At 70.8% G+C, this 23,901-nt stretch carries 17 protein-coding genes; 7 read left to right on the top strand and 10 right to left on the bottom strand.

Annotation, left to right across the window (positions count from 1 at the left end; all coding sequences use genetic code 11):
* Positions 1 to 78 precede the first annotated feature (78 nt).
* Positions 79 to 1,959, top strand: coding sequence for an NHL domain-containing thioredoxin family protein (locus ACFOSY_RS32670; protein ID WP_394313996.1), 1,881 nt, complete (start codon positions 79 to 81; stop codon positions 1,957 to 1,959).
* Here ACFOSY_RS32670 and ACFOSY_RS32665 read toward each other — a convergent pair.
* The 3 genes from ACFOSY_RS32665 to ACFOSY_RS32655 all read right to left on the bottom strand — a co-directional run bounded on the left by ACFOSY_RS32665 (position 1,935) and on the right by ACFOSY_RS32655 (position 5,611).
* Positions 1,935 to 2,192, bottom strand: coding sequence for a DUF6458 family protein (locus ACFOSY_RS32665; RefSeq protein ID WP_006134925.1), 258 nt, complete (start codon positions 2,190 to 2,192; stop codon positions 1,935 to 1,937). The genes ACFOSY_RS32670 and ACFOSY_RS32665 overlap by 25 nt on opposite strands.
* A 142-nt stretch (positions 2,193 to 2,334) precedes the next feature.
* Positions 2,335 to 3,633 carry a M18 family aminopeptidase gene (locus ACFOSY_RS32660; RefSeq protein WP_394313993.1) on the bottom strand — a complete coding sequence of 433 codons (1,299 nt, stop codon included), beginning with the start codon at positions 3,631 to 3,633 and terminating at the stop codon, positions 2,335 to 2,337.
* A gap of 151 nt (positions 3,634 to 3,784) precedes the next feature.
* Positions 3,785 to 5,611, bottom strand: coding sequence for an acyl-CoA dehydrogenase (locus ACFOSY_RS32655; protein WP_394313991.1), 1,827 nt, complete (start codon positions 5,609 to 5,611; stop codon positions 3,785 to 3,787).
* A gap of 163 nt (positions 5,612 to 5,774) precedes the next feature.
* Here ACFOSY_RS32655 and ACFOSY_RS32650 point away from each other — a divergent pair, with 163 nt between their 5' ends.
* Positions 5,775 to 6,242 carry an SseB family protein gene (locus ACFOSY_RS32650; RefSeq protein WP_006134929.1) on the top strand — a complete coding sequence of 156 codons (468 nt, stop codon included), beginning with the start codon at positions 5,775 to 5,777 and terminating at the stop codon, positions 6,240 to 6,242.
* A gap of 114 nt (positions 6,243 to 6,356) precedes the next feature.
* Complete coding sequence (locus ACFOSY_RS32645) at positions 6,357 to 7,337, top strand: pirin family protein (RefSeq protein ID WP_225657402.1); 981 nt, start codon at positions 6,357 to 6,359, stop codon at positions 7,335 to 7,337.
* Positions 7,338 to 7,870: 533 nt separating this feature from the next.
* Here ACFOSY_RS32645 and ACFOSY_RS32640 read toward each other — a convergent pair.
* Positions 7,871 to 10,024, bottom strand: a complete 2,154-nt coding sequence (locus ACFOSY_RS32640) for an ATP-binding SpoIIE family protein phosphatase (protein ID WP_394313987.1) — start codon at positions 10,022 to 10,024, stop codon at positions 7,871 to 7,873.
* A 189-nt stretch (positions 10,025 to 10,213) separates the two neighbouring features.
* On the opposite strand from ACFOSY_RS32640, the gene aspS reads away from it, so the two are divergent.
* Positions 10,214 to 11,977 carry an aspartate--tRNA ligase gene (gene aspS / locus ACFOSY_RS32635; protein WP_394313986.1) on the top strand — a complete coding sequence of 588 codons (1,764 nt, stop codon included), beginning with the start codon at positions 10,214 to 10,216 and terminating at the stop codon, positions 11,975 to 11,977.
* A 73-nt stretch (positions 11,978 to 12,050) separates the two neighbouring features.
* On the opposite strand, the gene ACFOSY_RS32630 is transcribed toward aspS, so the two are convergent.
* On the bottom strand, positions 12,051 to 12,584 hold the full coding sequence (locus ACFOSY_RS32630; protein ID WP_394313984.1) for a hypothetical protein: 534 nt from the start codon (positions 12,582 to 12,584) through the stop codon (positions 12,051 to 12,053).
* 111 nt (positions 12,585 to 12,695) lie between these two features.
* Positions 12,696 to 12,953 carry a hypothetical protein gene (locus tag ACFOSY_RS32625; RefSeq protein WP_394313982.1) on the bottom strand — a complete coding sequence of 86 codons (258 nt, stop codon included), beginning with the start codon at positions 12,951 to 12,953 and terminating at the stop codon, positions 12,696 to 12,698.
* Between the two features lie 384 nt (positions 12,954 to 13,337).
* On the opposite strand from ACFOSY_RS32625, the gene ACFOSY_RS32620 reads away from it, so the two are divergent.
* Positions 13,338 to 15,392, top strand: a complete 2,055-nt coding sequence (locus ACFOSY_RS32620) for an NACHT domain-containing protein (RefSeq protein ID WP_394314484.1) — start codon at positions 13,338 to 13,340, stop codon at positions 15,390 to 15,392.
* 441 nt (positions 15,393 to 15,833) lie between these two features.
* On the opposite strand, the gene ACFOSY_RS32615 is transcribed toward ACFOSY_RS32620, so the two are convergent.
* The 3 genes from ACFOSY_RS32615 to ACFOSY_RS32605 all read right to left on the bottom strand — a co-directional run bounded on the left by ACFOSY_RS32615 (position 15,834) and on the right by ACFOSY_RS32605 (position 19,594).
* Positions 15,834 to 16,199 (bottom strand): PH domain-containing protein, encoded by a 366-nt coding sequence (locus ACFOSY_RS32615; RefSeq protein ID WP_006134933.1) that lies wholly within the window; start codon positions 16,197 to 16,199, stop codon positions 15,834 to 15,836.
* Between the two features lie 121 nt (positions 16,200 to 16,320).
* Positions 16,321 to 17,937: a methionine--tRNA ligase gene (gene metG, locus ACFOSY_RS32610; protein ID WP_394313978.1), complete on the bottom strand. Its 1,617-nt coding sequence runs from the start codon at positions 17,935 to 17,937 to the stop codon at positions 16,321 to 16,323.
* Positions 17,938 to 18,037: 100 nt separating this feature from the next.
* Positions 18,038 to 19,594: a VWA domain-containing protein gene (locus ACFOSY_RS32605; RefSeq protein WP_394313976.1), complete on the bottom strand. Its 1,557-nt coding sequence runs from the start codon at positions 19,592 to 19,594 to the stop codon at positions 18,038 to 18,040.
* Between the two features lie 273 nt (positions 19,595 to 19,867).
* Here ACFOSY_RS32605 and ACFOSY_RS32600 point away from each other — a divergent pair, with 273 nt between their 5' ends.
* Complete coding sequence (locus ACFOSY_RS32600; RefSeq protein WP_394313974.1) at positions 19,868 to 21,958, top strand: PhoX family protein; 2,091 nt, start codon at positions 19,868 to 19,870, stop codon at positions 21,956 to 21,958.
* A gap of 45 nt (positions 21,959 to 22,003) precedes the next feature.
* Here the strand turns inward: ACFOSY_RS32600 and ACFOSY_RS32595 are convergent, their stop codons facing one another.
* Positions 22,004 to 22,927 carry a LysR family transcriptional regulator gene (locus ACFOSY_RS32595; protein ID WP_006134937.1) on the bottom strand — a complete coding sequence of 308 codons (924 nt, stop codon included), beginning with the start codon at positions 22,925 to 22,927 and terminating at the stop codon, positions 22,004 to 22,006.
* A gap of 246 nt (positions 22,928 to 23,173) precedes the next feature.
* Here ACFOSY_RS32595 and snpA point away from each other — a divergent pair, with 246 nt between their 5' ends.
* Entirely contained in the window at positions 23,174 to 23,854 is a 681-nt protein-coding gene (snpA, locus tag ACFOSY_RS32590; protein ID WP_394313972.1) for a snapalysin, read from the top strand.
* Positions 23,855 to 23,901: the final 47 nt, after the last annotated feature.

Raw genomic sequence — 23,901 nt, 5'->3', positions numbered from 1 at the left:
CGGGCGGAGTCCGCCCCCGCCCGCGCCCGCGCCCCCGCACGGCGCCCGCACGGCGTCCGCCGGTGGCACGCTGGACGCATGGATGACGCCCCCTCCGCTCCCCCCGTCCGCCGCTCCGCCCGCGTACGCGCCCCCGAGCTCGCGGGCAAGGGCGGCTGGCTGAACACGGGCGGCTCCGCGTACACCCTCGCCGGCCTGCGCGGACGCGTCGTGCTGCTCGACTTCTGGACGTTCGCCTGCGTGAACTGCCTGCACGTCGTCGACGAGCTGCGTGAGCTGGAGGAGCGGCACCGGGACACGCTCGTGGTGATCGGCGTGCACTCGCCGAAGTTCCCGCACGAGTCGGAGCACGCCGCGGTGGCGGACGCCGTGGAGCGGTACGCGGTCGCGCATCCCGTGCTTGACGACCCGGAGCTGACCACGTGGACGCAGTACGCGGTGCGGGCGTGGCCGACGCTGGTGGTCGTCGACCCGGAGGGGTACGTCGTGGCGACGTACTCAGGCGAGGGGCACGTGCCCGAGATCGAGCGGCTGGTGACCGAGCTGGAGGCCGAGCACGCGGCGAAGGGCACCCTGCGGCGCGGCGACCTCCCGTACACGCCGCCGGAGCCGGAGCCGACCGTGCTGCGCTTCCCCGGCAAGGTGCTGCGCCTGCCGTCGTCGGGGACGTTCCTGGTCACGGACACCACCCGGCACCAGGTGGTGGAGCTGGCCCAGGACGGGGAGACGGTCCTCAGGCGGTACGGCAGCGGCGGGCGCGGCCTGGAGGACGGCCCGCCCGGCCGGGCCCGCTTCCAGGAGCCGCAGGGTCTCGCCCTGCTCCCGGACGGGTCCGTGGTCGTCGCCGACACCGTCAACCATGCCCTGAGGCGGCTCGACCCCGAGTCGGGCGAGGTCACCACGCTCGCCGGCACCGGCTCCCCCTGGCGCCCCGGGGACGCGACGGACGGCCCGGCCCGCGAGGTGAACCTCTCCTCCCCCTGGGACGTCACCGTCTGGCAGGGCACGCTGTGGATCGCCATGGCCGGCATCCACCAGCTGTGGTCCTACGACCCCGCCGCCGGCACCGTCGCCCGCGAGGCCGGGACGGGCGGGGAGCAACTGGTCGACGGGCCCGCGAAGGAGGCCCTGTTCGCGCAGCCGTCGGGGCTCGCCGTGACGGCGGAGGGGCTGTGGGTGGCCGACTCCGAGAGCTCCGCCCTGCGCCGGCTGGGACCGGACGGGACGGTGCGCACGGCCGTCGGTGCGGGACTGTTCGCCTTCGGGTACCGGGACGGCCCCGCGGACGGGGCGCTGTTCCAGCACCCGCTCGGGGTGACCGCGCTGCCCGACGGCTCGCTCGCGGTCAGCGACACCTACAACCACGCCCTGCGCCGCTACGACCCGGCCACCGGCGAGGTGACCACCCTGGCCACCGATCTGCGCGAGCCGAGCGGCGCCGTGGTCGTCGGTGAGGACGTCGTGGTGGTGGAGTCGGCGCGGCACCGGCTGACCCGGCTGCGGCTCCCCGCGGAGGTGCTCAGGCGCCCGCACGCGGACACGGAGCGGTCCGTCACCGAGGTCGCCGTCGGCCCCGTGCGCCTGGACGTGGTTTTCACGCCCCCGCCCGGCCAGAAGCTCGACACACGGGACGGCCCCGCGACGCGCCTGCTGGTGTCCGCCTCACCGCCCGCGCTGCTGCGCAGTGGAGAGGGCGCGGGGAGTGATCTCTCCCGCGCCCTCGAGACGGACCCCGCCGTGGGGCAGGGGGTGCTGCATGTCGTGGCGACGGCGGCCGCGTGCGACGCCGACCCGGAGGTGCTCCATCCGGCCTGCCATGTGCACCGCCGTGAGTGGCGGCTGCCCGTGCGCCCCGTCGTGGGAGGCACGGACCGGTTGACCCTGGAGCTGTCCGGAGCGGACGGCGCGGACGGCGCCGGACCGGCGGCGCCCGGTCAGGCGCCGTACCCGTCGCTGTAGCCGTCGCGGGTGTGGTGGTGCGGACGGGCCGGGTCCTCGACCACCGGGGTGGCAGGGGGAACCACGACCCGGCGGCGCCGGGCGATGCTGCTGAAGGTCGCCACGCCGATCAGTCCGACGATCATGAAGATGACGCCGACCAGGTCAAGGTTGACACCCTGCATGTCCCAGTCGGTCGCGAACGTGAGGATTGCTCCCACGGCGATGAGGATGATGCATCCGCCGAGACCCATGAGTGTCGCCTCCCTGTCCGGAGTTTCCGGGTCCGGAGTTTCCGGTGCGACCCGGGTACCCGGGAGGGCGGCTCCCATGCGCCGGGGCGCGCAGGGGAGTTGACCGCCACTCAGGGCATGACCGGCGGGGAGGGCGCCCGAACTAGCCCTCCAGGAAGGCCGTCAGCGCGTTCGCCAGCAGGTACGGGTCCATGGCGCCGCACAGTTCGCGGACGCTGTGCATCGACAGGATCGCCACGCCGATGTCCACCGTGCGGATGCCGTGCCGGGCCGCGGTGATCGGGCCGATCGTGGTGCCGCACGGCATCGCGTTGTTGGAGACGAACGTCTGGAAGGGCACCCCGGCCTTCTCGCAGGCCGCCGCGAACACCGCGCGCCCCGAACCGTCCGTGGCGTACCGGTTGTTGACGTTGACCTTGAGGAGGGGGCCGCCGTCGACGCGCGGGTGGTGCGTCGGGTCGTGCCGCTCGGCGTAGTTGGGGTGCACGGCGTGCCCGGTGTCGGAGGACAGGCAGACGGTGCCGGCGAGGGCACGCGCCCGGTCCTCCAGGGAACCGCCGCGGGCGTGCACCGAGCGCTCCAGGACGCTGCCGAGCAGCGGCCCGTCCGCGCCGGTGTCGGACTGCGAGCCGTTCTCCTCGTGGTCGAAGGCGGCGAGCACCGGGATGTACGACAGCCCTGAGCCGTGTCCGGCCACGGCGGCGAGCGCGGCCGTGCCGGCGTGCACGGACAGCAGGTTGTCCATGCGCGGGCCCGCCACCAGCTCGCGGTCGCGGCCCAGGTAGGCGGGCGGCTCGACGGGGTGCACCATCAGGTCCCAGCCGGTGACCGAGCCGTCCGGCAGCCCCGCGGTCTCCTCCAGGAAGGCGATCAGGTCGCCGTCGCGCACGTCCTCGCCCAGGCCCCACACCGGCTGCATGTGCCGCTGCTTGTCGAGCTTGAGGCCGTCGGAGTTCACCGCGCGGTCCAGGTGGATGGCGAGCTGCGGGACGCGCAGCAGCGGCCGGTCGACGTCGACCAGGCAGGTCGTGCCGTCCCGCAGGGACAGCCGCCCGGCCAGGCCCAGGTCGCGGTCGAGCCAGGAGTTGAGGAGCGGCCCGCCGTAGATCTCCACGGCCACCTGGCGCCAGCCGTGCGCCCCGCTGTCGGGGCGCGGCTTGACCCGCAGGGTGGGGGAGTCGGTGTGGGCGCCGACGATCCGGAAGGGCGTGTGCGCCTCGGCCCCCTCGGGGACGTACCAGGCGATGATCGCGCCGCCGCGCAGCACGTACTTGCCGCCTGCCGTGCCGTCCCAGGCGTCCGTCTCCGCGACCTGCCTGAAGCCCGCCTTCTCCAGCCGCTCGGCGGCGTTCGCCACGGCGTGGTACGGCGTGGGGCTCGCCGCGAGGAAGGACATCAGGTCGTCGGTGTGGCCGCGGTCGAAGCGGGGGGGTTCGCTCATGGGTTCACCTTAACGAGCGCGAGGGCCCGCTTCCCTGTGCGGGAGCGGGCCCTCGCGGGGGTCCGGCCGGGTCTTCCACGGGTCCCTTACCGGTCCCGTACGACTCTCGTACGGGTCTGTACGGGGAGGTCCCGTAAGGGCCCGGAAGCGGCTAGAACGCCGCCTCGTCCAGTTCCATCAGGTCCAGCTCGACGCCCTCGGCGACCTTGCGGGCCAGGGTGACGCCCGGCAGGACGTTGGCCGCGAAGAACTTCGCCGCCGCGATCTTGCCGGTGTAGAACGCCTTGTCCTTGGCGGAGGCCGTCGGGAGCTTCTCGGCGGCGATCGCGGCGTGCTTGAGCAGCAGGTAGCCGACGACGACGTCACCGGAGGCCATCAGCAGGCGGGTGGTGTTGAGGCCCACCTTGTAGATGTTCTTGACGTCCTTCTCGGTGGCCGCGAGGTCGGTGAGCATCAGGCCGACGATGGCCTCCAGCTCGACGGCGGCCTTGGCCAGGTGCTCGCGGGCGCCCGCCAGTTCCTCGCCGCCCTCGCCGATCGCGAGGAACTTCTTGATGTCCTCGGCGAGCGAGTTCAGCGCGGCGCCCTGGTTGCGGACGATCTTCCGGAAGAAGAAGTCCTGGCCCTGGATGGCGGTGGTGCCCTCGTACAGGGTGTCGATCTTGGAGTCCCGGATGTACTGCTCGATCGGGTACTCCTGGAGGAAGCCGGAGCCGCCGAAGGTCTGGAGCGACTGGGCGAGCTGCTCGTAGGCCTTCTCGGAGCCGTAGCCCTTGACGATCGGCAGGAGCAGGTCGTTCATCGCGTGCTCGGTGGAGGCGTCCTCGCCGTTCGCCTCCTTCAGCTGGATGGCGTCCTGGACGGAGGCGGTGTACATCACCAGGGCGCGCATGCCCTCCGCGTACGCCTTCTGCGTCATCAGCGAGCGGCGCACGTCGGGGTGGTGGGTGATGGTGACCTTGGGGGCGGTCTTGTCCATGAAGTTCGCCAGGTCGGGGCCCTGGACGCGCTCCTTGGCGTACTCCAGGGCGTTGAGGTAGCCCGTGGAGAGGGTGGAGATCGCCTTCGTGCCGACCATCATGCGGGCGAACTCGATGATGCGGAACATCTGGCGGATGCCGTCGTGCTTGTCGCCGATCAGCCAGCCCTTGGCGGGGTGCTTGTCGCCGAACGTCATCTCGCACGTGTTGGAGGCCTTCAGGCCCATCTTGTGCTCGACGTTCGTGGCGTAGACGCCGTTGCGCTCGCCCAGCTCGCCGGTCTCGAAGTCGAAGAGGTACTTCGGGACGAGGAAGAGGGACAGGCCCTTGGTGCCGGGTCCGGCGCCCTCGGGGCGGGCGAGCACGTAGTGGAGGATGTTCTCCGACATGTCGTGCTCACCGGAGGTGATGAAGCGCTTCACGCCCTCGATGTGCCAGGAGCCGTCCTCCTGCTGCACGGCCTTGGTGCGGCCGGCGCCGACGTCCGAGCCGGCGTCCGGCTCGGTGAGCACCATCGTGGAGCCCCACTGCTTCTCGGTGGCGATCTTCGCGATGTGCTTCTGGACCTCGTTGCCCTCCTCGAAGAGGATGCCCGCGAAGGCGGGGCCCGAGGAGTACATCCACACGGCCGGGTTGGCGCCCAGGATCAGCTCGGCGTAGGCCCAGATGAGGGAGCGGGGCGCGGTGGTGCCGCCGATCTCCTCGGGCAGGCCGAGCCGCCAGTACTCGGAGTCCATGAAGGCCTGGTAGCTCTTCCGGAAGGACGCCGGGACGGGCGCGGTGTTGGTCTCCGGGTCGAAGACCGGCGGGTTGCGGTCGGCGTCGGCGAAGGACTCCGCGAGCTCGTTCTCGGAGAGGCGGGCCAGCTCCTCCAGGATGCTCTTCGCGGTGTCGACGTCCATCTCCTCGAACGGGCCCGTGCCGTACAGCTTGTCGCGCCCGAGTACCTCGAAGAGGTTGAACTCGATGTCGCGGAGATTCGACTTGTAGTGCCCCATGGCGACGGCTCCGTTAGAGAGGGATCGGCGAGGGACTGATTCCTCGCAACTGATTCACGTACCGACAAGTAGCTACGATGATGCTACCCGTCGGTAATAAGAAGCAACCCCGATCCGGACATCTGTGACCCAGCCCTCGCGCGGGGTCAGTAGTCTGTGCGCCATGTACGGCTACGACCAGAGTGCGGGGACCCAGCAGGGTTACGTGCCGCCGCAGCAGCAGATGCCGGGCGGGTACGGGCAGCAGCAGGCGCCGGCGTATCCCGAACCGTCCGCGCCCTCGCTCGCCGACGCCGTGCGCGCGTTCACCACGGGCCAGATGGCGGCGGAGGACTTCCAGCAGATCTTCGCGACGTCCAAGGTCTACTGCCCGCGCGGTGACAACCCCGGCTTCCTCGCCCTGCACAACACCCAGCAGCCCGTGATCCCGATGTTCACCTCGCTCAAGGAGCTGCGGCGCTACGCGGGCAAGGAGTCGAAGTACTTCGTGATCACCGGCGCAGAGGTGATCGACCTGCTGCCCACGGGCTACGGCTTCGTGCTGGACATGGAGGGCGAGCACCGGATGGTGTTCGACGCCAAGGCCGTGGAGCAGATGGTCGAGTTCGCGATGCGCCGCATGTATGGCTGACGGCCCGCCCCGCGACCGCACGGAGCCCGGAGGGAATTCCCTCCGGGCTTTGTCGGTTCCAGGTGGCAGGAAGTTCAACGCTCAACTAAAGTGGGCGTACCCGAGGAGGTACCGATGCCTGCAGTGACCGTCGAGAACCCGTTGACGCTGCCCCGTGTGACCGCTCCCGCCGATGCCGTCGCGCGCCCCGTGCTCGCCGTCACGACCGCTCCCAGCGGTTTCGAGGGTGAGGGCTTCCCGGTGCGCCGGGCGTTCGCGGGGATCAACTACCGCCATCTCGACCCGTTCATCATGATGGACCAGATGGGTGAGGTGGAGTACGCGCCGGGCGAGCCCAAGGGCACCCCGTGGCACCCCCACCGCGGCTTCGAGACCGTCACCTACATCATCGACGGGATCTTCGACCACCAGGACTCCAACGGCGGTGGCGGCACCATCACCAACGGCGACACCCAGTGGATGACGGCCGGCGCCGGCCTGCTGCACATCGAGGCGCCGCCGGAGCACCTGGTGATGTCCGGGGGGCTCTTCCACGGCCTCCAGCTGTGGGTGAACCTTCCCGCCAAGGACAAGATGATGGCGCCCCGCTACCAGGACATCCGCAGCGGCAGCGTCCAGCTGCTCACCTCCCCCGACGGCGGCGCGCTGCTCCGCGTCATCGCCGGCGAGCTGGACGGCCACGAGGGTCCCGGCATCACCCACACCCCGATCACGATGATCCATGCCACGCTCGCCCCGGGCGCGGAGATCACCCTGCCCTGGCGGGAGGACTTCAACGGCCTGGCGTACGTCATGGCCGGACGCGGCGCGGTGGGCGCCGAGCGGCGTCCGGTCCACCTCGGCCAGACCGCGGTGTTCGGCGCCGGCGGCTCGCTGACCGTCCGCGCGGACGAGAAGCAGGACTCCCACACGCCGGACCTGGAGGTCGTCCTGCTCGGCGGCCGGCCCATCCGTGAGCCGATGGCGCACTACGGGCCGTTCGTGATGAACACGAAGGACGAGCTGATGCAGGCGTTCGAGGACTTCCAGAAGGGCCGCCTCGGCACGGTTCCCGCCGTCCACGGCATGACGGAGGAGGGCCCTCAGGAGGCCTGAGCCCTCGTCACCGCGGGAGCCCCGTCCGGCCTGGACGGGGCTCCCGGTGTGTCCGGCCTCGGACGGGCTTCTCGGTGTGTCCAGCCCGGGACGGGCTTCTCGGGGTGCCGGCCCTGGACGGGGCTCCGGTGCGTCCGGCGTCGGATGGGCGCCCCGGGGTGTCCAGCCCTGGACGGGCTCCGGGGGTCCGGCTCGGATGGGATGGGCTTCCCGGGTGTCCGGCCTCGGATGGGGCTCCCCGGTGCGTCGGGCGTCGGACGGGCTCCCAGGGGTGTCCAGCCTGGACGGACCTCCCCGGTGTCCGGCGTCGGATGGGGTTCCCGGGGTGTCCAGCCCTGGACGGGCTTCTCGGGGTGCCGGCCCTGGACGGGGTTCCGGTGCGTCCGGCGTCGGATGGGCTCCCGGGGTGTCCAGCCCGGGACGGGCCCCCGGAGTGTCCGGCCTCGGACAGGCTCCCCGGGGTGTCCTGGCCCCGGACGGGGCTCCCCGGTGCGTCCGGTCCGGGCGGGGCACCCGGCGTATGACGGCCCCGGTCAGCCGGGGCCGTCCCCGTTCTTCTGCTCGTAGAGCTCGAACCAGATGCTCTTGCCGCGGCCGCGGGGGTCGACGCCCCAGGCGTGGGCGAGGAGCTGGACCAGGACCAGTCCACGGCCCGACGACGCCAGCTCGCCCGGCCGGCGCAGGTGCGGCAGGTCGTCCCCGGCGTCGGTGACCTCGACGCGGATCCGGCGGCCGTCGGCGCCGTCGGTGACCTCGGTGACCTCGGCGAGCAGCAGGGCGTCGGTCTCCGTGTGCACGAGGACGTTGGTGAGTATCTCCGACAGCAGCAACACCGCGGAGTCCACCTGGTCCGGCGAGGACCAGTCGTGCAGCAGTTCGCGGAGCTGGTGCCGGGCCACGGCGACCCGCTCGGGCTCGGCCTGTGCCACCGTCAGCATGGTGCGGCGCACCGGGGGCCGCTCCGTGTCCTCCGCGCCGCAGCCGCAGCCCTCGCCCTCCCGGGACAGCAGCAGGACGGCGATGTCGTCCTCGCGGCGGTCGGCCAGCGGGCCGGTGGTGTGGTGGGAGGACGGGCCGTGCACCGCCTGGACCAGGGCGTCGGCCAGCTCCTCCTGGGTGCCCTTGTGCTCCTCGAGGATGGTGCGCAGGCGCTGCCAGCCGGAGTCCAGGTCGTGACCGCCGGTCTCGATCAGCCCGTCCGTGCAGAGCATCATGGTCTCGCCGGACTCCAGGACGATCCGCGTGGTGGGGTAGTCGGCGTCCGGGTCGATGCCCAGCGGCAGTCCGCCTGCCGTGGGCCGGGTCAGCACCGTCGCGTCGGCCATGCGGATCACCGGCTCCGGGTGTCCGGCGCGGGCGACCTCGAGGACGCCGGTCGCGGGGTCGACCTCCGCGTACAGACAGGTCGCGAAGCGCAGGTCGGAGAGGTCCGTCTCGCCGATGCCGTGCAGGAAGCGGGAGGCGCGGGAGAGCACGGCGTCGGGCCGGTGGCCCTCGGAGGCGTAGGCGCGCAGGGCTATGCGCAGCTGGCCCATCAGCCCGGCCGCCCGTACGTCATGGCCCTGGACGTCGCCGATGACCAGCGCGAACCGCCCTCCGCCGGACTTCGCGGAGGTGCCCCCGGGCAGCGGGATGATGTCGTACCAGTCGCCGCCGACCTGGAGGCCGCCGCCGGTGGGGACGTAGCGCGCGGCGACGCTCATGCCCGGGATGCCGGGGCCGAGCTTCGGCATCATCGAGCGCTGGAGTCCGTCGGTCAGCGCCCGCTCGCTCTCCGCCGTGCCGGCGCGGCTCAGCGCCTGGGCCAGCATCCGGGCCACCGTGGTCAGCACCGAGCGCTCGTCGGGCGTGAACGCGACCGGGTAGGCGAACGCCGCCAGCCAGGCGCCCATCGTGCGGCCGGACGCGGTCAGCGGGAGGAACGCCCAGGACTGACGCCCGAAGCGCTGGGCGAGCGGCCAGGTGAGGGGGTAGCGGGCCTTGTACTGCTCGGGGGAGGAGAGATAGACGGCCCGGCCGGTGCGCACGACCTCGGCGGCCGGGTAGTCCGTGTCCAGCGGCATGTAGAACGGGTTGTCCGCGCCGGGCTCGTGCCCGTGGTGGCCGATGATCGTGAGCTGGTCGCCCTCCACGCCGAACACCGCGAGCCCGTCCGGTGAGAAGCCGGGCATCGACAGGTTGGCCGCGACCCGCAGCACCTCCTGCGTCGACCGCGCCTCCGCCAGCGCACGCCCCGCGTCCAGCAGGAACGCCTCCCGCGAGCGGCGCCAGTCGCCGGTGACCGCGCTGCGCCCGGCGGGCGTCCCTGGTGTCGGCTCGGTGACCTCCTGGAGGAAGCCGGTCAGGACGTACGCCTTGCGTGAGCGGTCGTACGAGGGCTTGGAGCGGCTGCGCACGACCCGGACGACGCGGTTCTGGTCGTCCATGATCCGGATCCGGACCTCGGCGAGGGTGCCCTCGGCGACGGCGAGCTGGACCACTCCGGTGATCTCGTTCCAGTCGACGGGATTCAGTCGGGCGCGGACCTGTGCCTCGGTAAGGGTGGCCTGCTCGCCGGGCAGCCCGAGCAGCCGGGCCGCCACGGCGTCGACCGTGACCAGCCCCGTGGCGGTGTCCCAGTGCCACAAACCGGTGTCGAGGGCGGCGAGGACGTCCCCGACGGAGGGCAAGGGCTCACCAGTGCGCATTGCTCCACTTTATGAAGATGGTGTCGAAAAGTTCCACTGAAGGTGGATGCCGTGGATGCCTGCCCGGTGGGCGGTGCGGACGCCTGCCCGAGAGGTATAGGCGGAGCGGCGATCTTGGACCGGCCGGTAGGCTTGGGGGAGTTTCACGTGAAACAACGACCCCGATCCGCGAAGGCTGGATGAACGACGATGCATCGGTACAGGTCCCACACCTGCGGCGAGCTCCGCGCCTCTGACGTCGGCACCGACGTCCGGCTGAGTGGCTGGCTGCACAATCGGCGCGACCTGGGCGGCATCCTCTTCATCGATCTGCGCGATCACTACGGCATTACGCAGCTCGTGGCGCGCCCCGGCACCGAGGCGTACGAGGCGCTCGACAAGCTCTCCAAGGAGACCGTGGTCCGCGTCGACGGCACGGTCGTCTCGCGCGGTGCGGAGAACGTGAACCCCGACCTGCCGACCGGTGAGGTCGAGGTCGAGGTCGGCGCGGTCGAGGTGCTCGGCGCAGCCGCCCCGCTCCCCTTCACCATCAACGCCGAGGACGGCGTCAACGAGGAGCGGCGCCTGGAGTACCGCTTCCTCGACCTGCGCCGCGAGCGCATGCACCGCAACATCATGCTGCGCACGCAGGTCATCTCGGCGATCCGCCAGAAGATGACCGCGCTGGGCTTCAACGAGATGACCACGCCGATCCTGTCCGCGACCTCCCCCGAGGGCGCGCGCGACTTCGTGGTCCCCTCCCGCCTGAACCCGGGCAAGTTCTACGCCCTCCCCCAGGCCCCGCAGCAGTTCAAGCAGCTGCTGATGATCTCGGGCTTCGACCGCTACTTCCAGATCGCGCCCTGCTTCCGCGACGAGGACGCCCGCGCCGACCGTTCGCCGGGTGAGTTCTACCAGCTCGACGTCGAGATGAGCTTCGTCGAGCAGGAGGACGTCTTCCAGCCGATCGAGAAGCTGATGACCGAGCTGTTCGAGGAGTTCGGCAACGGCCGTCATGTGACGTCTCCGTTCCCGCGGATCCCGTTCCGCGAGGCGATGCTCAAGTACGGCTCGGACAAGCCGGACCTGCGCGCCCAGCTGGAGCTCGTCGACATCACCGACATCTTCGAGGGCTCGGAGTTCAAGGCGTTCGCCGGCAAGCACGTGCGCGCGCTGCCGGTGCCGGACGTCTCCGGCCAGCCCCGCAAGTTCTTCGACCAGCTCGGCGACTACGCGGTCTCGCAGGGCGCGAAGGGCCTGGCGTGGGTGCGCGTCGGCGAGGACGGCTCGCTGACCGGCCCGATCGCGAAGTTCCTCACGGAGGAGAACGTCGCCGAGCTGACCAAGCGGCTCGCCCTGGCCCCTGGCCACGCGGTGTTCTTCGGCGCGGGCGAGTTCGACGAGGTTTCGAAGATCATGGGCGCGGTGCGGGTCGAGGCCGCCAAGCGCGCCGGCCACTTCGAGGAGAACGTCTTCCGCTTCTGCTGGATCGTCGACTTCCCGATGTACGAGAAGGACGAGGAGACCGGCGCGATCGACTTCTCGCACAACCCCTTCTCCATGCCGCAGGGCGGTCTGGAGGCCCTGGAGACCCAGGACCCGCTGGACATCCTCGGCTGGCAGTACGACATCGTCTGCAACGGCGTCGAGCTGTCCTCCGGCGCGATCCGGAACCACGAGCCGGAGATCATGCTCAAGGCGTTCGAGATCGCGGGCTACGACCGGGAGACGGTCGAGGACAAGTTCGCGGGCATGCTCCGCGCCTTCCGCTTCGGCGCCCCGCCGCACGGCGGCATCGCCCCCGGCGTCGACCGCATCGTCATGCTCCTGGCCGACGAGCCGAACATCCGCGAGACCATCGCCTTCCCGCTCAACGGCAACGCCCAGGACCTGATGATGGGCGCGCCGACGGAGCTGGAGGAGGCCCGCCTGAAGGAGCTGCACCTCTCGGTGCGGAAGCCTCAGCCGAAGTAGTCGCGGCGTGGCGTCGATGGGCCCGGAACCTGCTCGGTTCCGGGCCCATCGCCTTGCAGTGCCATGGGCGGGCCTAGGAACCCGGGCTTCCCTCGACGAAGAGATCCTCGGCACGCTCCACGGTCCCGGACCGGTCGAGCCAGTCGTGGAGCCGGTCGAGGTCGGTGCAGGTGGTGATGCGTTCACGGACGCCGTCGGAGATCGCGAGCCCGCGCACTTCCAGAACCCGGAGGATGCCCTTGGCCTCGCCTCTGGCTTCGCCCTCGGCCTTGCCTTCGAGGTACTTCTCCTCGAACAGCGTCCTGTGCCCAGGGAAGTGGGTGATGACGTTCTGCATCAGCTTTCTCCAGTTCTCCTTGCTCGGAGTGTCCTCCAGGCCGACTTCCACCACCTCGAACCAGTAGTTCGTGGCGCTCGGCGCGAACGACGCCAGTCCGCGAGCCACCGTTTCCAGTATGGCGGCGGCCCTGGGACTCTCGCTGTGCACGATGGCCGAGAGCGCCGCCAGGGCCGGCCGCCGGGCCACCTCCGTCTCGTCGGTGACCTCCGGGACGGTCTGTGGGCCCAGGACGAACGGGCGGGTGACCTGGGTCGTCCAGGGGTCCACGGTGCATTCGAAGGGACCCGCCGCCCAGGCCGCCGTCGATCGGTCGCGGCAGACCACGACCAGCAGGACGGGCAGGTCGTACTTCGCGTGCAGGTACGCGATGTAGTACGCTCAGTTCTTCGCCTTGTCCGGGTCCTTCTTCGTCTGGGCCTCCACCGCCAGGACGAAGTGTTCCCCCATCTCGGGTTCGAACCTGAGCACCGTGTCCGCGCGACGCTCGACCGGACGGATTTCGGTGGCGTCAGGTGAGAGCTCGCGGAAGTCCGGCTTCGAGGGCGGGGGCAGCCCCAGCGCCTCGAAGACCGGGGCGAGGGCCTCCGGATGCTCCTGGAAGAGCCGGTGGGAGGCCTCATGTGTTGCGGTGACCATGCGGAGAAGATGCCTGGTCGGCGGGCCGGGAGGCGGGGCAATCCGCGATGATCATTCGTTCGGGTGGTGAAGGAACGTTGTCCCGGGGCGCGGCTGAAGTAACCCGCGGTGAGGGCTCAGGGATTGAGCGTGCCGTTTCCTGCTGCCCGAGGTCTCGTTGGGCCGATCGGATGAACCGACGGCTCGACGGCAAGAGGTGGGTGTGCGGAACGCATGGTTGTCGGGAGTTGTTGATGCGTGCTCGACGATGCGACTTGACGATTGCGAATCGGTGGCCAACGAGAGCCTCGAATTCGGGGTGAGGTGCGCCAAACCGATGGGTGCGGCACTGCGTGAGGTTCCCGCATCGTGACTGGGCACACGCGACGAACCGGCTTGATCTACGTGGGCCTGGTGCTGGCAGGGATGTGCGGCACACTGTGGGCGGGCCACACACGCCGGTCAGGAGTGGCGGAGTCACTGGGAACCCTCCTGCCCGCACTTGCCGGACTGTACCTGGCCTGGGAGGGCTTTCGCGCGGACCGCGTCGAGGCACGACAGGACCAAGGACTGGCCGAGGTGGCCGACCAGTTGGCGGTGACGGTACGCGAACAGTGGGATGAGGAGGCGCGGATCCGACGCCTCAACGATCCGTATCCCCTGTCGGTGTGCTGGGCGCCGGCGGACCCGCAACTGACCGAGGACTGGCGGCGGCTGCGTGCCCTGGGGCTTGACTGGTCAGGTGGAACGTCGGGGGAGCTGGAGGGGTGGGCGGCGGAACCCTCCGACCTCGCGGGGGCCGGTACGGAGATCGCCGACGTCCTGCTGCGTAGAACCCCTACCCGCCGTCTGGTCGTCCTGGGAGGCGCAGGCTCGGGGAAGACCATGCTCTTGGTGCGTCTTCTGCTGGCCGTGGCTGACCAGCGGGCCCCAGGCGGCGCGGTCCCCGTATTGCTCCCGCTGGCCTCCTGGAATCCATCGGCACAGAACCTGCACGCATGGCTGGCCGAAAGACTGGCTCAGGACTACGTCGGCCTGCGGGCCCCGGCCCCAGCGTACGTAGGCAGTATGAATCGGGCACGGGCGCTGCTTGAGCACCGATTGATCTTGCCGATCCTGGACGGGTTGGATGAACTCCCGCCCACCGCCCGCGCCGTGGCGCTCGACGAAATCAGCCGTGCCCTCCCCCCTGGCCAATCCGTGGTCGTCTCCAGCCGTGTCGCCGAGTACCAGCAGGCCCAGTCCCCTGCGGGAGGGGTCCCGGTCAAGCTGGCCGGAGCCGCGGGTATCGAGCTGCTGCCCCTGACGGCCGGTGAGACGGCTGCCTATCTGACCAGGGACGCCGGAGGAGAACACACGAGTTCGGCCGCCCGCTGGGAGCGGGTGCTCGTACGGCTCGGCTCCGACGCTCCGGTCGCACGGGCACTACGCACCCCACTGATGGTGTTCCTGGCGCGTACCGTCTACAACCCGCGTCCGGGTGAGACCGCGACACACCTCCCTGACCCGGCTGAGCTGTGTGATGAGGACCGGCTGCCCACCCAATCGGCCGTCGAGCGGCATTTGCTTGACGCGTTCATCCCAGCGGCGTACCGGGGCCGCCCGGGCAACGCCTGTCGGTGGAGTGCGCAGCGCGCCGAACACGCGTTGGCCTTTCTGGCGCGGCATCTCCAGCACACTCTTGACGGGACCCCTGATCTGGCCTGGTGGCAGCTGCACAAGGCCATACACCGACGCGTCCACCAGAGCCTGCTTGCCACAGTCGCCGCGTCGGCTGTCGGCCTCAGCACCCTGGACGAGGGCCCGGGGACAGGCGTCGGATTCGCTCTGACGGCGGGAGTTCTGGGCTGGCACACCGGAGGCAAGCCCAGGTGGCTCCCTGCTGTCGCCTTCCGATGGTCGTGGGCGGGCTTCACTCTGGGCTTGCTGTGGGCGGTCGGCTTTGGCGTGATCCTCGCTCTGTCGGTCCGCGCCGCCCCCGAATTCTGGTTGCTCACGGGTCTGTTACTCGGTCCGGTGACCGGCGCCTGTCTCGGGCACGGCGTGGTCACCCTGGCCGGCCGGGAAGCCCGGTCTCCTGATCTCGCATGCACCGGCGGACCGGCGACACTTGCCCGCCGCGACCGCCGTGTCTTTTGGCGAGTCACCCTTGAGTTCGCGTTCGGCTACGGGCTCGTCCTGGCAGTCGTACTGCCCGATCTGTGCAATGGCGCCGCCGTCGAAGCCTTCAGGATCTCCGTCCTTGTCCTCATCCCGGTCTTCGGCATGTGCGGTGCCTTCGCCTACGCATCGTGGGGGCACTACATGCTGGCCCGCTGCTATCTCACCCTGCGCCACCGGCTCCCTCGGAACCTCCTGGCCTTCCTGGCCGACGCCCACCAGCGCGGAGTTCTACGGCAGGCGGGGGCGGTCTATCAGTTCCGTCATATCGACCTCCAGCATCACCTTGCGCAACGTTGAGGCCGACCGGTGGGGCTGGGAGGGGCGGAGCGGAGGCCAGGGCGGGAGTTGGGTGGTCAGGCGGTGGGCGAGGAGGGCGGCCGGGCGGATCAGAGGTTCGTCCGGCAGGTTCGCGGTCAGGGCCTCGCGTCCCCAGTGGGTGGTGCATGGGAAGCGCAGGTCTGACCGGGGCGCGGGCAGTCAGGTTCCGGAGGAGCGCGGTGCCGGGACGGTGAGTTGAGCCCGGACCGTCATGCGGGGCGGCAGCCCGTGAGTCACGCCCCAGCGGGCTGCCAGGGCTGCCACCAGGGACATCCCCCGGCCGCTCTCCGCCGCCGGCTCCGGGACGTGGAGTTGCGGGCGCCGGTCACCCACCGGGACGCCCGCCCCCGGCCGGCACTCACGCCGGCCGCGTGGGCGGACTTCGTGGCGTACGCGTCCGGGAGCTGGCCTCCGGCCGGGCTACCGGGCGACGAACTGCGTGAGGATGGCCTGCACCTCGTAGATGTCGACGCCCTTGGTGAACGTCTTCTGGAGCGGGGTCGGGGAGCCCGAGAGCCAGATCTTCAGTTCGGCGTCGAGGTCGAACGTGCCGGCGGTCTCCACGGCGAAGTGGGTGATGCTGCGGTACGGGATCGAGTGGTACTCGACCTTCTTGCCGGTGATGCCCTGCTTGTCGACCAGGATCAGACGCCGGTCGGTGAACAGTATGGTGTCGCGGATCAGCAGGAACGCCGCGTGCACCTGCTCGCCGTGGCCGAGCAGCCGGGCGTAGTCCTGCTGGGCCTGGACCGGGTCGACGGTGTGCGCGTTGCCGAAGAGCGCCATGGATGAAACCCCCACGTGAGTGGCGGTGACCGCATGTCGACCGCCTTCACATGATCTTCGCAAAGGCAGGGGCCCGGGAGAAGATGCCTCCTTCTCCCGGGCCCCTGCTGTAGCGAGCGTGTTACGCGGTCGGCTTCTCCTCGAGACGCGGGAACAGGACCGCGCCCTTGGTGACCGTCGAGCCGGCGGGCAGCAGGCCCCAGGCGCCGGCCTCCTGGACCCTCTGGTCCGCGAGGGCGCCGAGGGACGGCTCCGCGCCGAGCGACTCCCAGAGCTTCTGGGAGGTCTCCGGCATGATCGGGTTCAGCAGGACCGCCACCGCGCGCAGGGACTCCGCGGCCGTGTAGAGGATCGTCGCCAGGCGGGCCTTGCCCTCGGGCGAGTCGTCCTTGGCGACCTTCCAGGGCTCCTGCTCCGTGATGTAGCCGTTGACCTGCTTCACGAAGTCGAAGACCGCCAGGATGCCGCCCTGGAAGTCCAGCTCCTCGCCGATCTTCCGGTCGGCCTCCGCGACCGCCTTCGCCAGGCCGTCGTGGACCGCCCGCTCCGCGTCGCCGTCGGCCGTCGCGGCCGGCAGCTCGCCGCCGAAGTACTTGCCGACCATCGCCGCCACGCGGGAGGCGAGGTTGCCGTAGTCGTTGGCCAGCTCGCTGGTGTAGCGGGCGGAGAAGTCCTCCCAGGAGAAGCTGCCGTCCTGGCCGAAGGCGATCGCGCGCAGGAAGTACCAGCGGTACGCGTCCACGCCGAAGTGCGACGTCAGGTCCTGCGGCTTGATGCCGGTCAGGTTGGACTTGCTCATCTTCTCGCCGCCGACCATCAGCCAGCCGTTCGCGGCGACCTTGCCGGGGAGCGGGAGGCCCTGCGCCATCAGCATGGCCGGCCAGATGATCGCGTGGAAGCGGAGGATGTCCTTGCCCACCAGGTGCACGTCGGCGGGGAACGTCGACTCGAACTTCTCCGGGTTCTCGTTGTAGCCGACCGCCGTGGCGTAGTTCAGCAGGGCGTCGACCCACACGTAGATCACGTGCTTGTCGTCCCACGGGACCTTGACGCCCCAGTCGAACGTCGAGCGGGAGATGGAGAGGTCCTGGAGGCCCTGGCGGACGAAGTTCACGACCTCGTTGCGCGCGGACTCGGGCTGGATGAAGCCCGGGTTGGCCTCGTAGTGCGCGAGGAGCTTCTCGCTGTACTCGCTGAGCTTGAAGAAGTAGTTCTCCTCGCTGAGGATCTCCACCGGCTTCTTGTGGATGGAGCACAGCTTCTGGCCCGCGTACTCGCCCTCGCCGTCGAGCAGCTCGCCCGGGAGCTTGTACTCCTCGCAGCCCACGCAGTACGGGCCCTCGTAGCCGCCCTTGTAGATCTCGCCCTTGTCGTACAGGTCCTGCACGAACTCCTGGACGCGGTCGGTGTGCCGCTTCTGCGTGGTGCGGATGAAGTCGTCGTTCGCGATGTCGAGGTGCTCCCACAGGGGCTGCCAGGCCTCCGTGACGAGCTTGTCGGCCCAGGCCTGCGGGGTGACCCCGTTCGCCTCGGCCGTGCGCATGATCTTCTGACCGTGCTCGTCCGTGCCGGTGAGGTACCACACCTTCTCGCCGCGCTGGCGGTGCCAGCGGGTGAGCACGTCGCCTGCGACGGTCGTGTAGGCGTGGCCCAGGTGAGGAGCGTCGTTGACGTAGTAGATGGGGGTCGTGACGTAGAACGCCTTCGCCCCCTGCTTCTCTGATCCAGTGGCCGCCATGGTCGAAATCCTACTGGTCCTGGGGAGATCGACTCACACGCGTTTCGGGGGGTGGACGGGGGTTCCGTCCACCCCCCGGGGGTGTGGGGGGAGGGCTTTCCTACGGGCGCCAGGACGCCAGGACGCCCTCGTACAGCTCCGTGTCCGTGAGCTCGCGGGGGGTGGGGCCCGCGTGGAAGAAGGAGGTGTTCTCCGTCTTCAGCTTGCGGAGGTAGTCGAACGCCTTGTTGTCGTGCTCACCGAAGGCGACGAACGAGAAGAACACGTTGGGGTGGCTCTTCGCGGCGTCCGTGAGGGCCTTGGTGGCCGGGGTCTTGGCGTCCGGGGCGCCGTCCGTCTGGAAGATCACCAGGGCGGGGGTGCCGGCGGGCTCCTTCGCGTGCTGGGTGAGGACGGCTTCTACGGCGGCGTGGTAGCTGGTACGGCCCATGCGGCCGAGCCCTGCGTGCAGGTCGTCGATCTTGTCCTCGTGGTCGGTGAGGGTCAGCTCGCCGGTGCCGTCCAGCTCGGTGGAGAAGAAGGTGACGTGGACGGTGGCCTCGGGGTCGAGGTGCGCGGCGAGGGCGAGGGTTTGCTCGCCCAGGGCCTGGGCGGAGCCGTCCTTGTAGTACGGGCGCATGGAGGCGGAGCGGTCGAGGACGAGGTGGATCTTGGCGCGGGTGCCGGTGAGGTTGTTGTTCGCCAGGACGGTGGCGGCGGCGTTGTAGGCGGTGGTGAGGGTCGCCGGGATCGGGGTGGGGTCGGCCTTGGTCTCGGCCGGGGTTCCGGGCTCGTCCGCACCGTCCGTGCGGGGCGCCTCCGGCGTGGGTTCCGGGTTCGGTGCCTGAGCCTCGGGCTCCGGTTCCGGCGCCGCCTCCGGCTCCGGTTCGGCCTCGGCTTCGCCTTCGGCCGGGGATTCGTTCCCACCCGCACCACCCGTGCGGGTTTCGTTGTCGGGTGCGGGTGGCCCCTGTGGGGCCTCATCGCCGTCGGCGGCCGCGGGCTCCGGTTCCGATTCCGGTTCCGCCTTCGCCTCAGCCTCGGGCTCCTCGGCCGCGGGCTCTGCCTCGGGCTCCTCGGGGATCTCCGCCGGCTGCGGCTCCGGGGCGGCCTCGGCCTCGGCAAGGGTCTCCTCCGGCTCCGGCTCCGGCTGCGGGGCGGGCTCGGGCTTCGCCTCGGGCGCAGCGTCGGCCTTGGGCTGTGCCTCGGACTCCTCGGCCTTGGGCTCTGCCTCGGGCTCGGGTGCCGCCTCGGCCTCGGCAGGGGTCTCCGCCGGCTCCGGGGCGGCCTCGGGCTCGGCCTCGGCCTTCGCCTCGGGCGTGGGGTCCGCCTCCGGCTCCGGGGTGGGCTCCGGCTTCGCCTCGGTGGGCGGCTGCGGCTCCGTCTCGGCCTTGGGCTCCGGCTCAGGCGTCGGGGCAGGCGCCGGCTCCGGTTCCGCCGTCGGTGTCGGAGTCTGCTCCGTGGACGGGCGGGGGACCGCCACCTTGTCGAATGCCGACCTCACCAGGTCGTGTTCATCGCTTTCGCGGGGTTCCGGGACCGTCGGGGACGGCGGAGCCGTAGGTGCCGCCTCGGGCGGAGTGGGCGTTTCGGTGGTCGGCGCCGCACCCTCCGCTTCGGCGGACCTCGCTTTCCGTGACCGGCCGAACGCGTTCCGCAGGAGAGTGAGAATGCCCATGTGCGCAACCCTTCGCGTGAGTTGGTGCCCGTCGAACCCTGGCCAGGACGGACACGTAAGGTTAGCGGCCCTTGGGGGCGATCTTGGGCAGGGTGGGGGTTGGGGGATCGTATCTGTCAAGGGCGCGATCCGGACGGTGTGGGGCCGTCCTTCCGCTCCGGCGTGCGCCCTTGATGCCGTCCCGGGTTCACCCGTCGTTCACTCCCGCGCCCGGTCGCCGCACCCGTGTGCTCCTACGGTCGCGCTGACACCACGGGCCCAAGGAGTGAAAACGTGCGAAAGCTGCTGCCGTTGATCGGAACGCCGTCCGGTTCGCACCCCGGCGGACGGTCCGCCATGACCTGTCGTTTCCGGTGTGGTGACGCCTGCTTCCACGAGGTGCCCAACACCAGCGACAACGAGTACGTCGGTGACATCGTCGCCGGTGCCCTCAGCCGCCGTTCGATGATGCGCGCCGCCGCCGTCGTGACCGTCGCAGCGGCCGGCGCCGGTGCGGTCGGCGTCGTCGGCGCGCCCGAGGCGCAGGCCGCGCCGGGCGGCAAGGGCCACGGACACGGGCACGGGCACGAGCACGACAAACCCAAGGGCGCTCGCGGGCTGCGGTTCACGCCCGTCGCGCCGAACACCGACGACGCCGTGACCGTGCCCGAGGGCTACCGGCAGAACGTCGTCATCCGCTGGGGCGAGCCGATCCTGCGCGGCGCGCCCGCCTTCGACGGGGACAGGCAGAGCGCCAAGGCGCAGGCCGGACAGTTCGGCTACAACTGCGACTTCCTCTCCCTGCTGCCGCTCAAGGGCGAGCACGGACGGCAACTGCTCGTCGCCAACCACGAGTACACCGACGAGATCCTCATGTTCCGGGACTACGACCCCGAGAACCCCACCCGTGAGCAGGTGGAGATCGCCTGGGCCGCCCACGGCCTCGCGGTCGTCGCCGTCGAGGAGGACCGGCGCAGCGGCAAGCTGACCGCCGTCAACCGGCACCACCTCAACCGGCGGCTGACCGCCACCTCCGAGTTCCGGCTCACCGGCCCCGTCGCCGGCTCCGACCTGGTGAAGACCTCCGCCGACCCGCGCGGCACCAAGGTGCTCGGCACCCTCAACAACTGCTCCGGCGGCACCACCCCGTGGGGCACCACGCTGCACGGCGAGGAGAACTTCAACCAGTACTTCGGCAACGGCTCCAGCGCCACCGACAAGCGGTACGGCATCGGCACCGGCGCGACCGAGCGCAAGTGGGAGCGGTTCGACAAGCGGTTCGACCTCGCCCAGGAGCCCAACGAGGTGCACCGCTTCGGCTACGTCGTCGAACTCGACCCGTACGACCCGGACTCCACGCCCCGCAAGCACACCGCGCTCGGCCGCTTCAAGCACGAGGCGGCGACCGTGCGGCTGACGCACGACGGGCGGCCGGTCGTCTACTCCGGCGACGACGAGCGGTTCGACTACTTCTACAAGTTCGTCAGCAGCAAGAAGATGCGGCACGGCAACAGCCGCTCCGCCCGCGAGCACAACCTCTCGCTGCTCGACGAGGGCACGCTGTACGTCGCCAAGCTCACCGGTGACTCGCCCGGCATCGAGATCGACGGCACCGGCAAGCTGCCCAAGGACGGCGAGTTCGACGGCAGCGGTCAGTGGATCCCGCTGGCCACCGCGACCGCGCACGGCGCCGTCTCGCACGTCGAGGGCATGACCGCCGAGGAGGTCTTCGTCTTCACGCGTCTCGCCGGTGACAAGGTCGGCGCCACGAAGATGGACCGGCCCGAGGACATCGAGCCCAACCCCGTCACCGGCAAGGTGTACGTCGCGCTCACCAACAACTCCAACCGCGGCGTCGGCTCCAACCCGAAGGCGGACGAGGCCAACCCGCGCCACGCCAACAAGCACGGCCACGTGCTGGAGCTGACCGAGCGCTGGAACCGGCCGGAGAGCACCCGCTTCGCCTGGTCGCTGTTCCTGGTCGCGGGCGACCCGGAGGACCCGGCGACGTACTTCGCCGGCTTCCCGAAGGACTCCGTCAGCCCGATCTCCTGCCCGGACAACGTCGCCTTCGACGCCCACGGAAACCTGTGGATCTCCACCGACGGCAGCGCCCTCGGCTCGCACGACGGTCTGTTCGGCGTGGCCACGCGCGGTGACCGGCGCGGTGAGCTGAAGCAGTTCCTCACCGTGCCCAACGGCGCCGAGACCTGTGGTCCCGTCGTCCAGGACCGGCGGGTGCTGGTCGCCGTGCAGCACCCGGGCGAGGTGGACGGGGCGACCGTGGACCAGCCGGCCAGCGCCTGGCCCGACGGTCCCGGCACGTACGTCCGCCCGGCGGTCGTCGCGGTGTGGCGCGCGGACGGGCGGGACATCGGCGTCTGACGCAGTACGACGCCGTAAGAAGGAGGAGGGGTGGTGCCGGGCGGTTCATGCCCCCGGCACCAGCTCCTCCAGCCACTCCCGGTACGCCGGGGCCTGCCGGGCCACCTCCTGGTACGCGTCCGCCAGGTGCGGGTACACGCCCTCCAGCTCGGTGTCCGTACGCGCCGCCAGCAGCAGCCGTACGCCCAGCGGGTCGCCGGCGATGCGGCGGACGGCCGTGTCGGGGCGGGAGGGGGAGGTCGGCTGGCAGACGGTGACGACCTCGCCGATCGCGACCAGGGACGCGGCCGTGTGGTAGTCGCCGTGCAGCACGGGCGGGTCGATGCCCGCCTCGCGCAGCATCCGCCGTACCGCGTCCCACTCGCCGTCGACCGCCGGGTCGATCATCCAGCGGTCGTGGGCCAGGTCGGCGAGGTCGACGACCGGGCGGGCGGCGGCCGGGTGATCGGCGGGCAGGGACACGAACTGCGGCTCGCGGGCGATGAGGACGCGGGTGCGCAAGGCCTCCGGGACGCGCAGCGGGCAGCCCTCCACCTCGTGCACGAACGCGACGTCGAGGTGTCCGTCGGCGACCATGCGCAGCAGGGCGTTGGCGGAGACGTCCATGTGCAGGGTGGGTTCCTGCCAGTGCCGGCGCAGACGGCGCAGCCAGCCCGCCAGCGCCCTGCTCGCGGTGGACCCGATGCGCAGCTGACGGCCGCCGACGGCGGCGGCGCGGGCCTCGGTCACCAGGGAGCGCAGCTCGGTGACCAGCGGGCGGGCGCGGCTGAGCACCAGCCGGCCCAGCGGGGTGGGACGGCAGCCCGTGCGCGCGCGGACGAACAGGGCGCCGCCCAGCTCCTGTTCGATGCGCCGCAGCTGCGTGCTCAACGAGGGCTGGGCCACGCCGAGCTGGCGCGCGGCCCGGTGCAGACTGCCCGTGTCGGCGATCGCGCACAGCGCCCTGAGGTGCCGGACCTCAAGCTCCATGTCCTGGGAGGGTAAGCGGGAAGTTCAGGTTTCACCAGACACCCAAATCCCGCCTGTGCAGGCGTAGTCGGGCGTCTGCGACACCGGGACGGGGAGGTGTGCGGCACATGGCCGGGCGGCGTGCGGCACATGTCCGGACCGCGGCGATAGCCCGGTCCTATCACCGGTTGCCATCATCACAGCCGCCGCGCGGGCGCGGACACTCACCGGTGACACGTGACTCACCCCCCACCGAAGGAGTCATCGATGCGCCTGCGCATGCCCCTGTCCGTGCTGTCCGCGGCCGGTCTGAGCCTGACCGCGCTCGGTCTGGGCGCCGCCCCGGCCGGCGCCGCCGAGGCCCCCCTCGCGCCCGCCGACTCGTACGCCGCGTACGCCGGTTCGTCCGAGGAGGCCGCGGCCAACCGCGCGTTCTTCGAGGCCGTGCTGAAGTCCGTCGCCGAGAAGCGGGCCGCCGACCCCACCGGCGCCGCCGCCGTCACCGTCGTCTACAACGCCTCCCAGGCGCCGACGTTCGCCAGTCAGATAGCCCAGAGCGCCCAGATCTGGAACAGCTCGGTCTCCAACGTGAGACTCCAGGCGGGCACCTCGGGCGCCGACTTCTCGTACTACGAGGGCAACGACTCGCGCGGGTCGTACGCGTCCACCGACGGCCACGGCAGCGGGTACATCTTCCTGGACTACGCCCAGAACCAGACCTACAACTCGACGCGGGTCACCGCGCACGAGACCGGTCACGTGCTGGGTCTGCCGGACCACTACTCCGGTCCGTGCAGCGAGCTGATGTCCGGCGGCGGCCCCGGCCCGTCCTGCACCAACGCCTACCCGAACGCGACCGAGCGGTCGCGGGTGAACCAGCTGTGGGCGAACGGCTTCGCCGCCGCACTCGACAAGGCGGAGAAGGCGCTGGAGAAGTCCGGGCGCTGAGTCGTCCGTGTTCCGTCCGGTGCGGGCCGTTCCCCTTTTGCGGGGGC

It is taken from the genome of Streptomyces lusitanus (genome assembly GCF_042647945.1).
Lineage (GTDB): Bacteria > Actinomycetota > Actinomycetes > Streptomycetales > Streptomycetaceae > Streptomyces > Streptomyces pseudogriseolus.
Note: the sequence above shows the minus strand (reverse complement) of the source record. Positions and strands in the feature narration are given on the sequence as shown.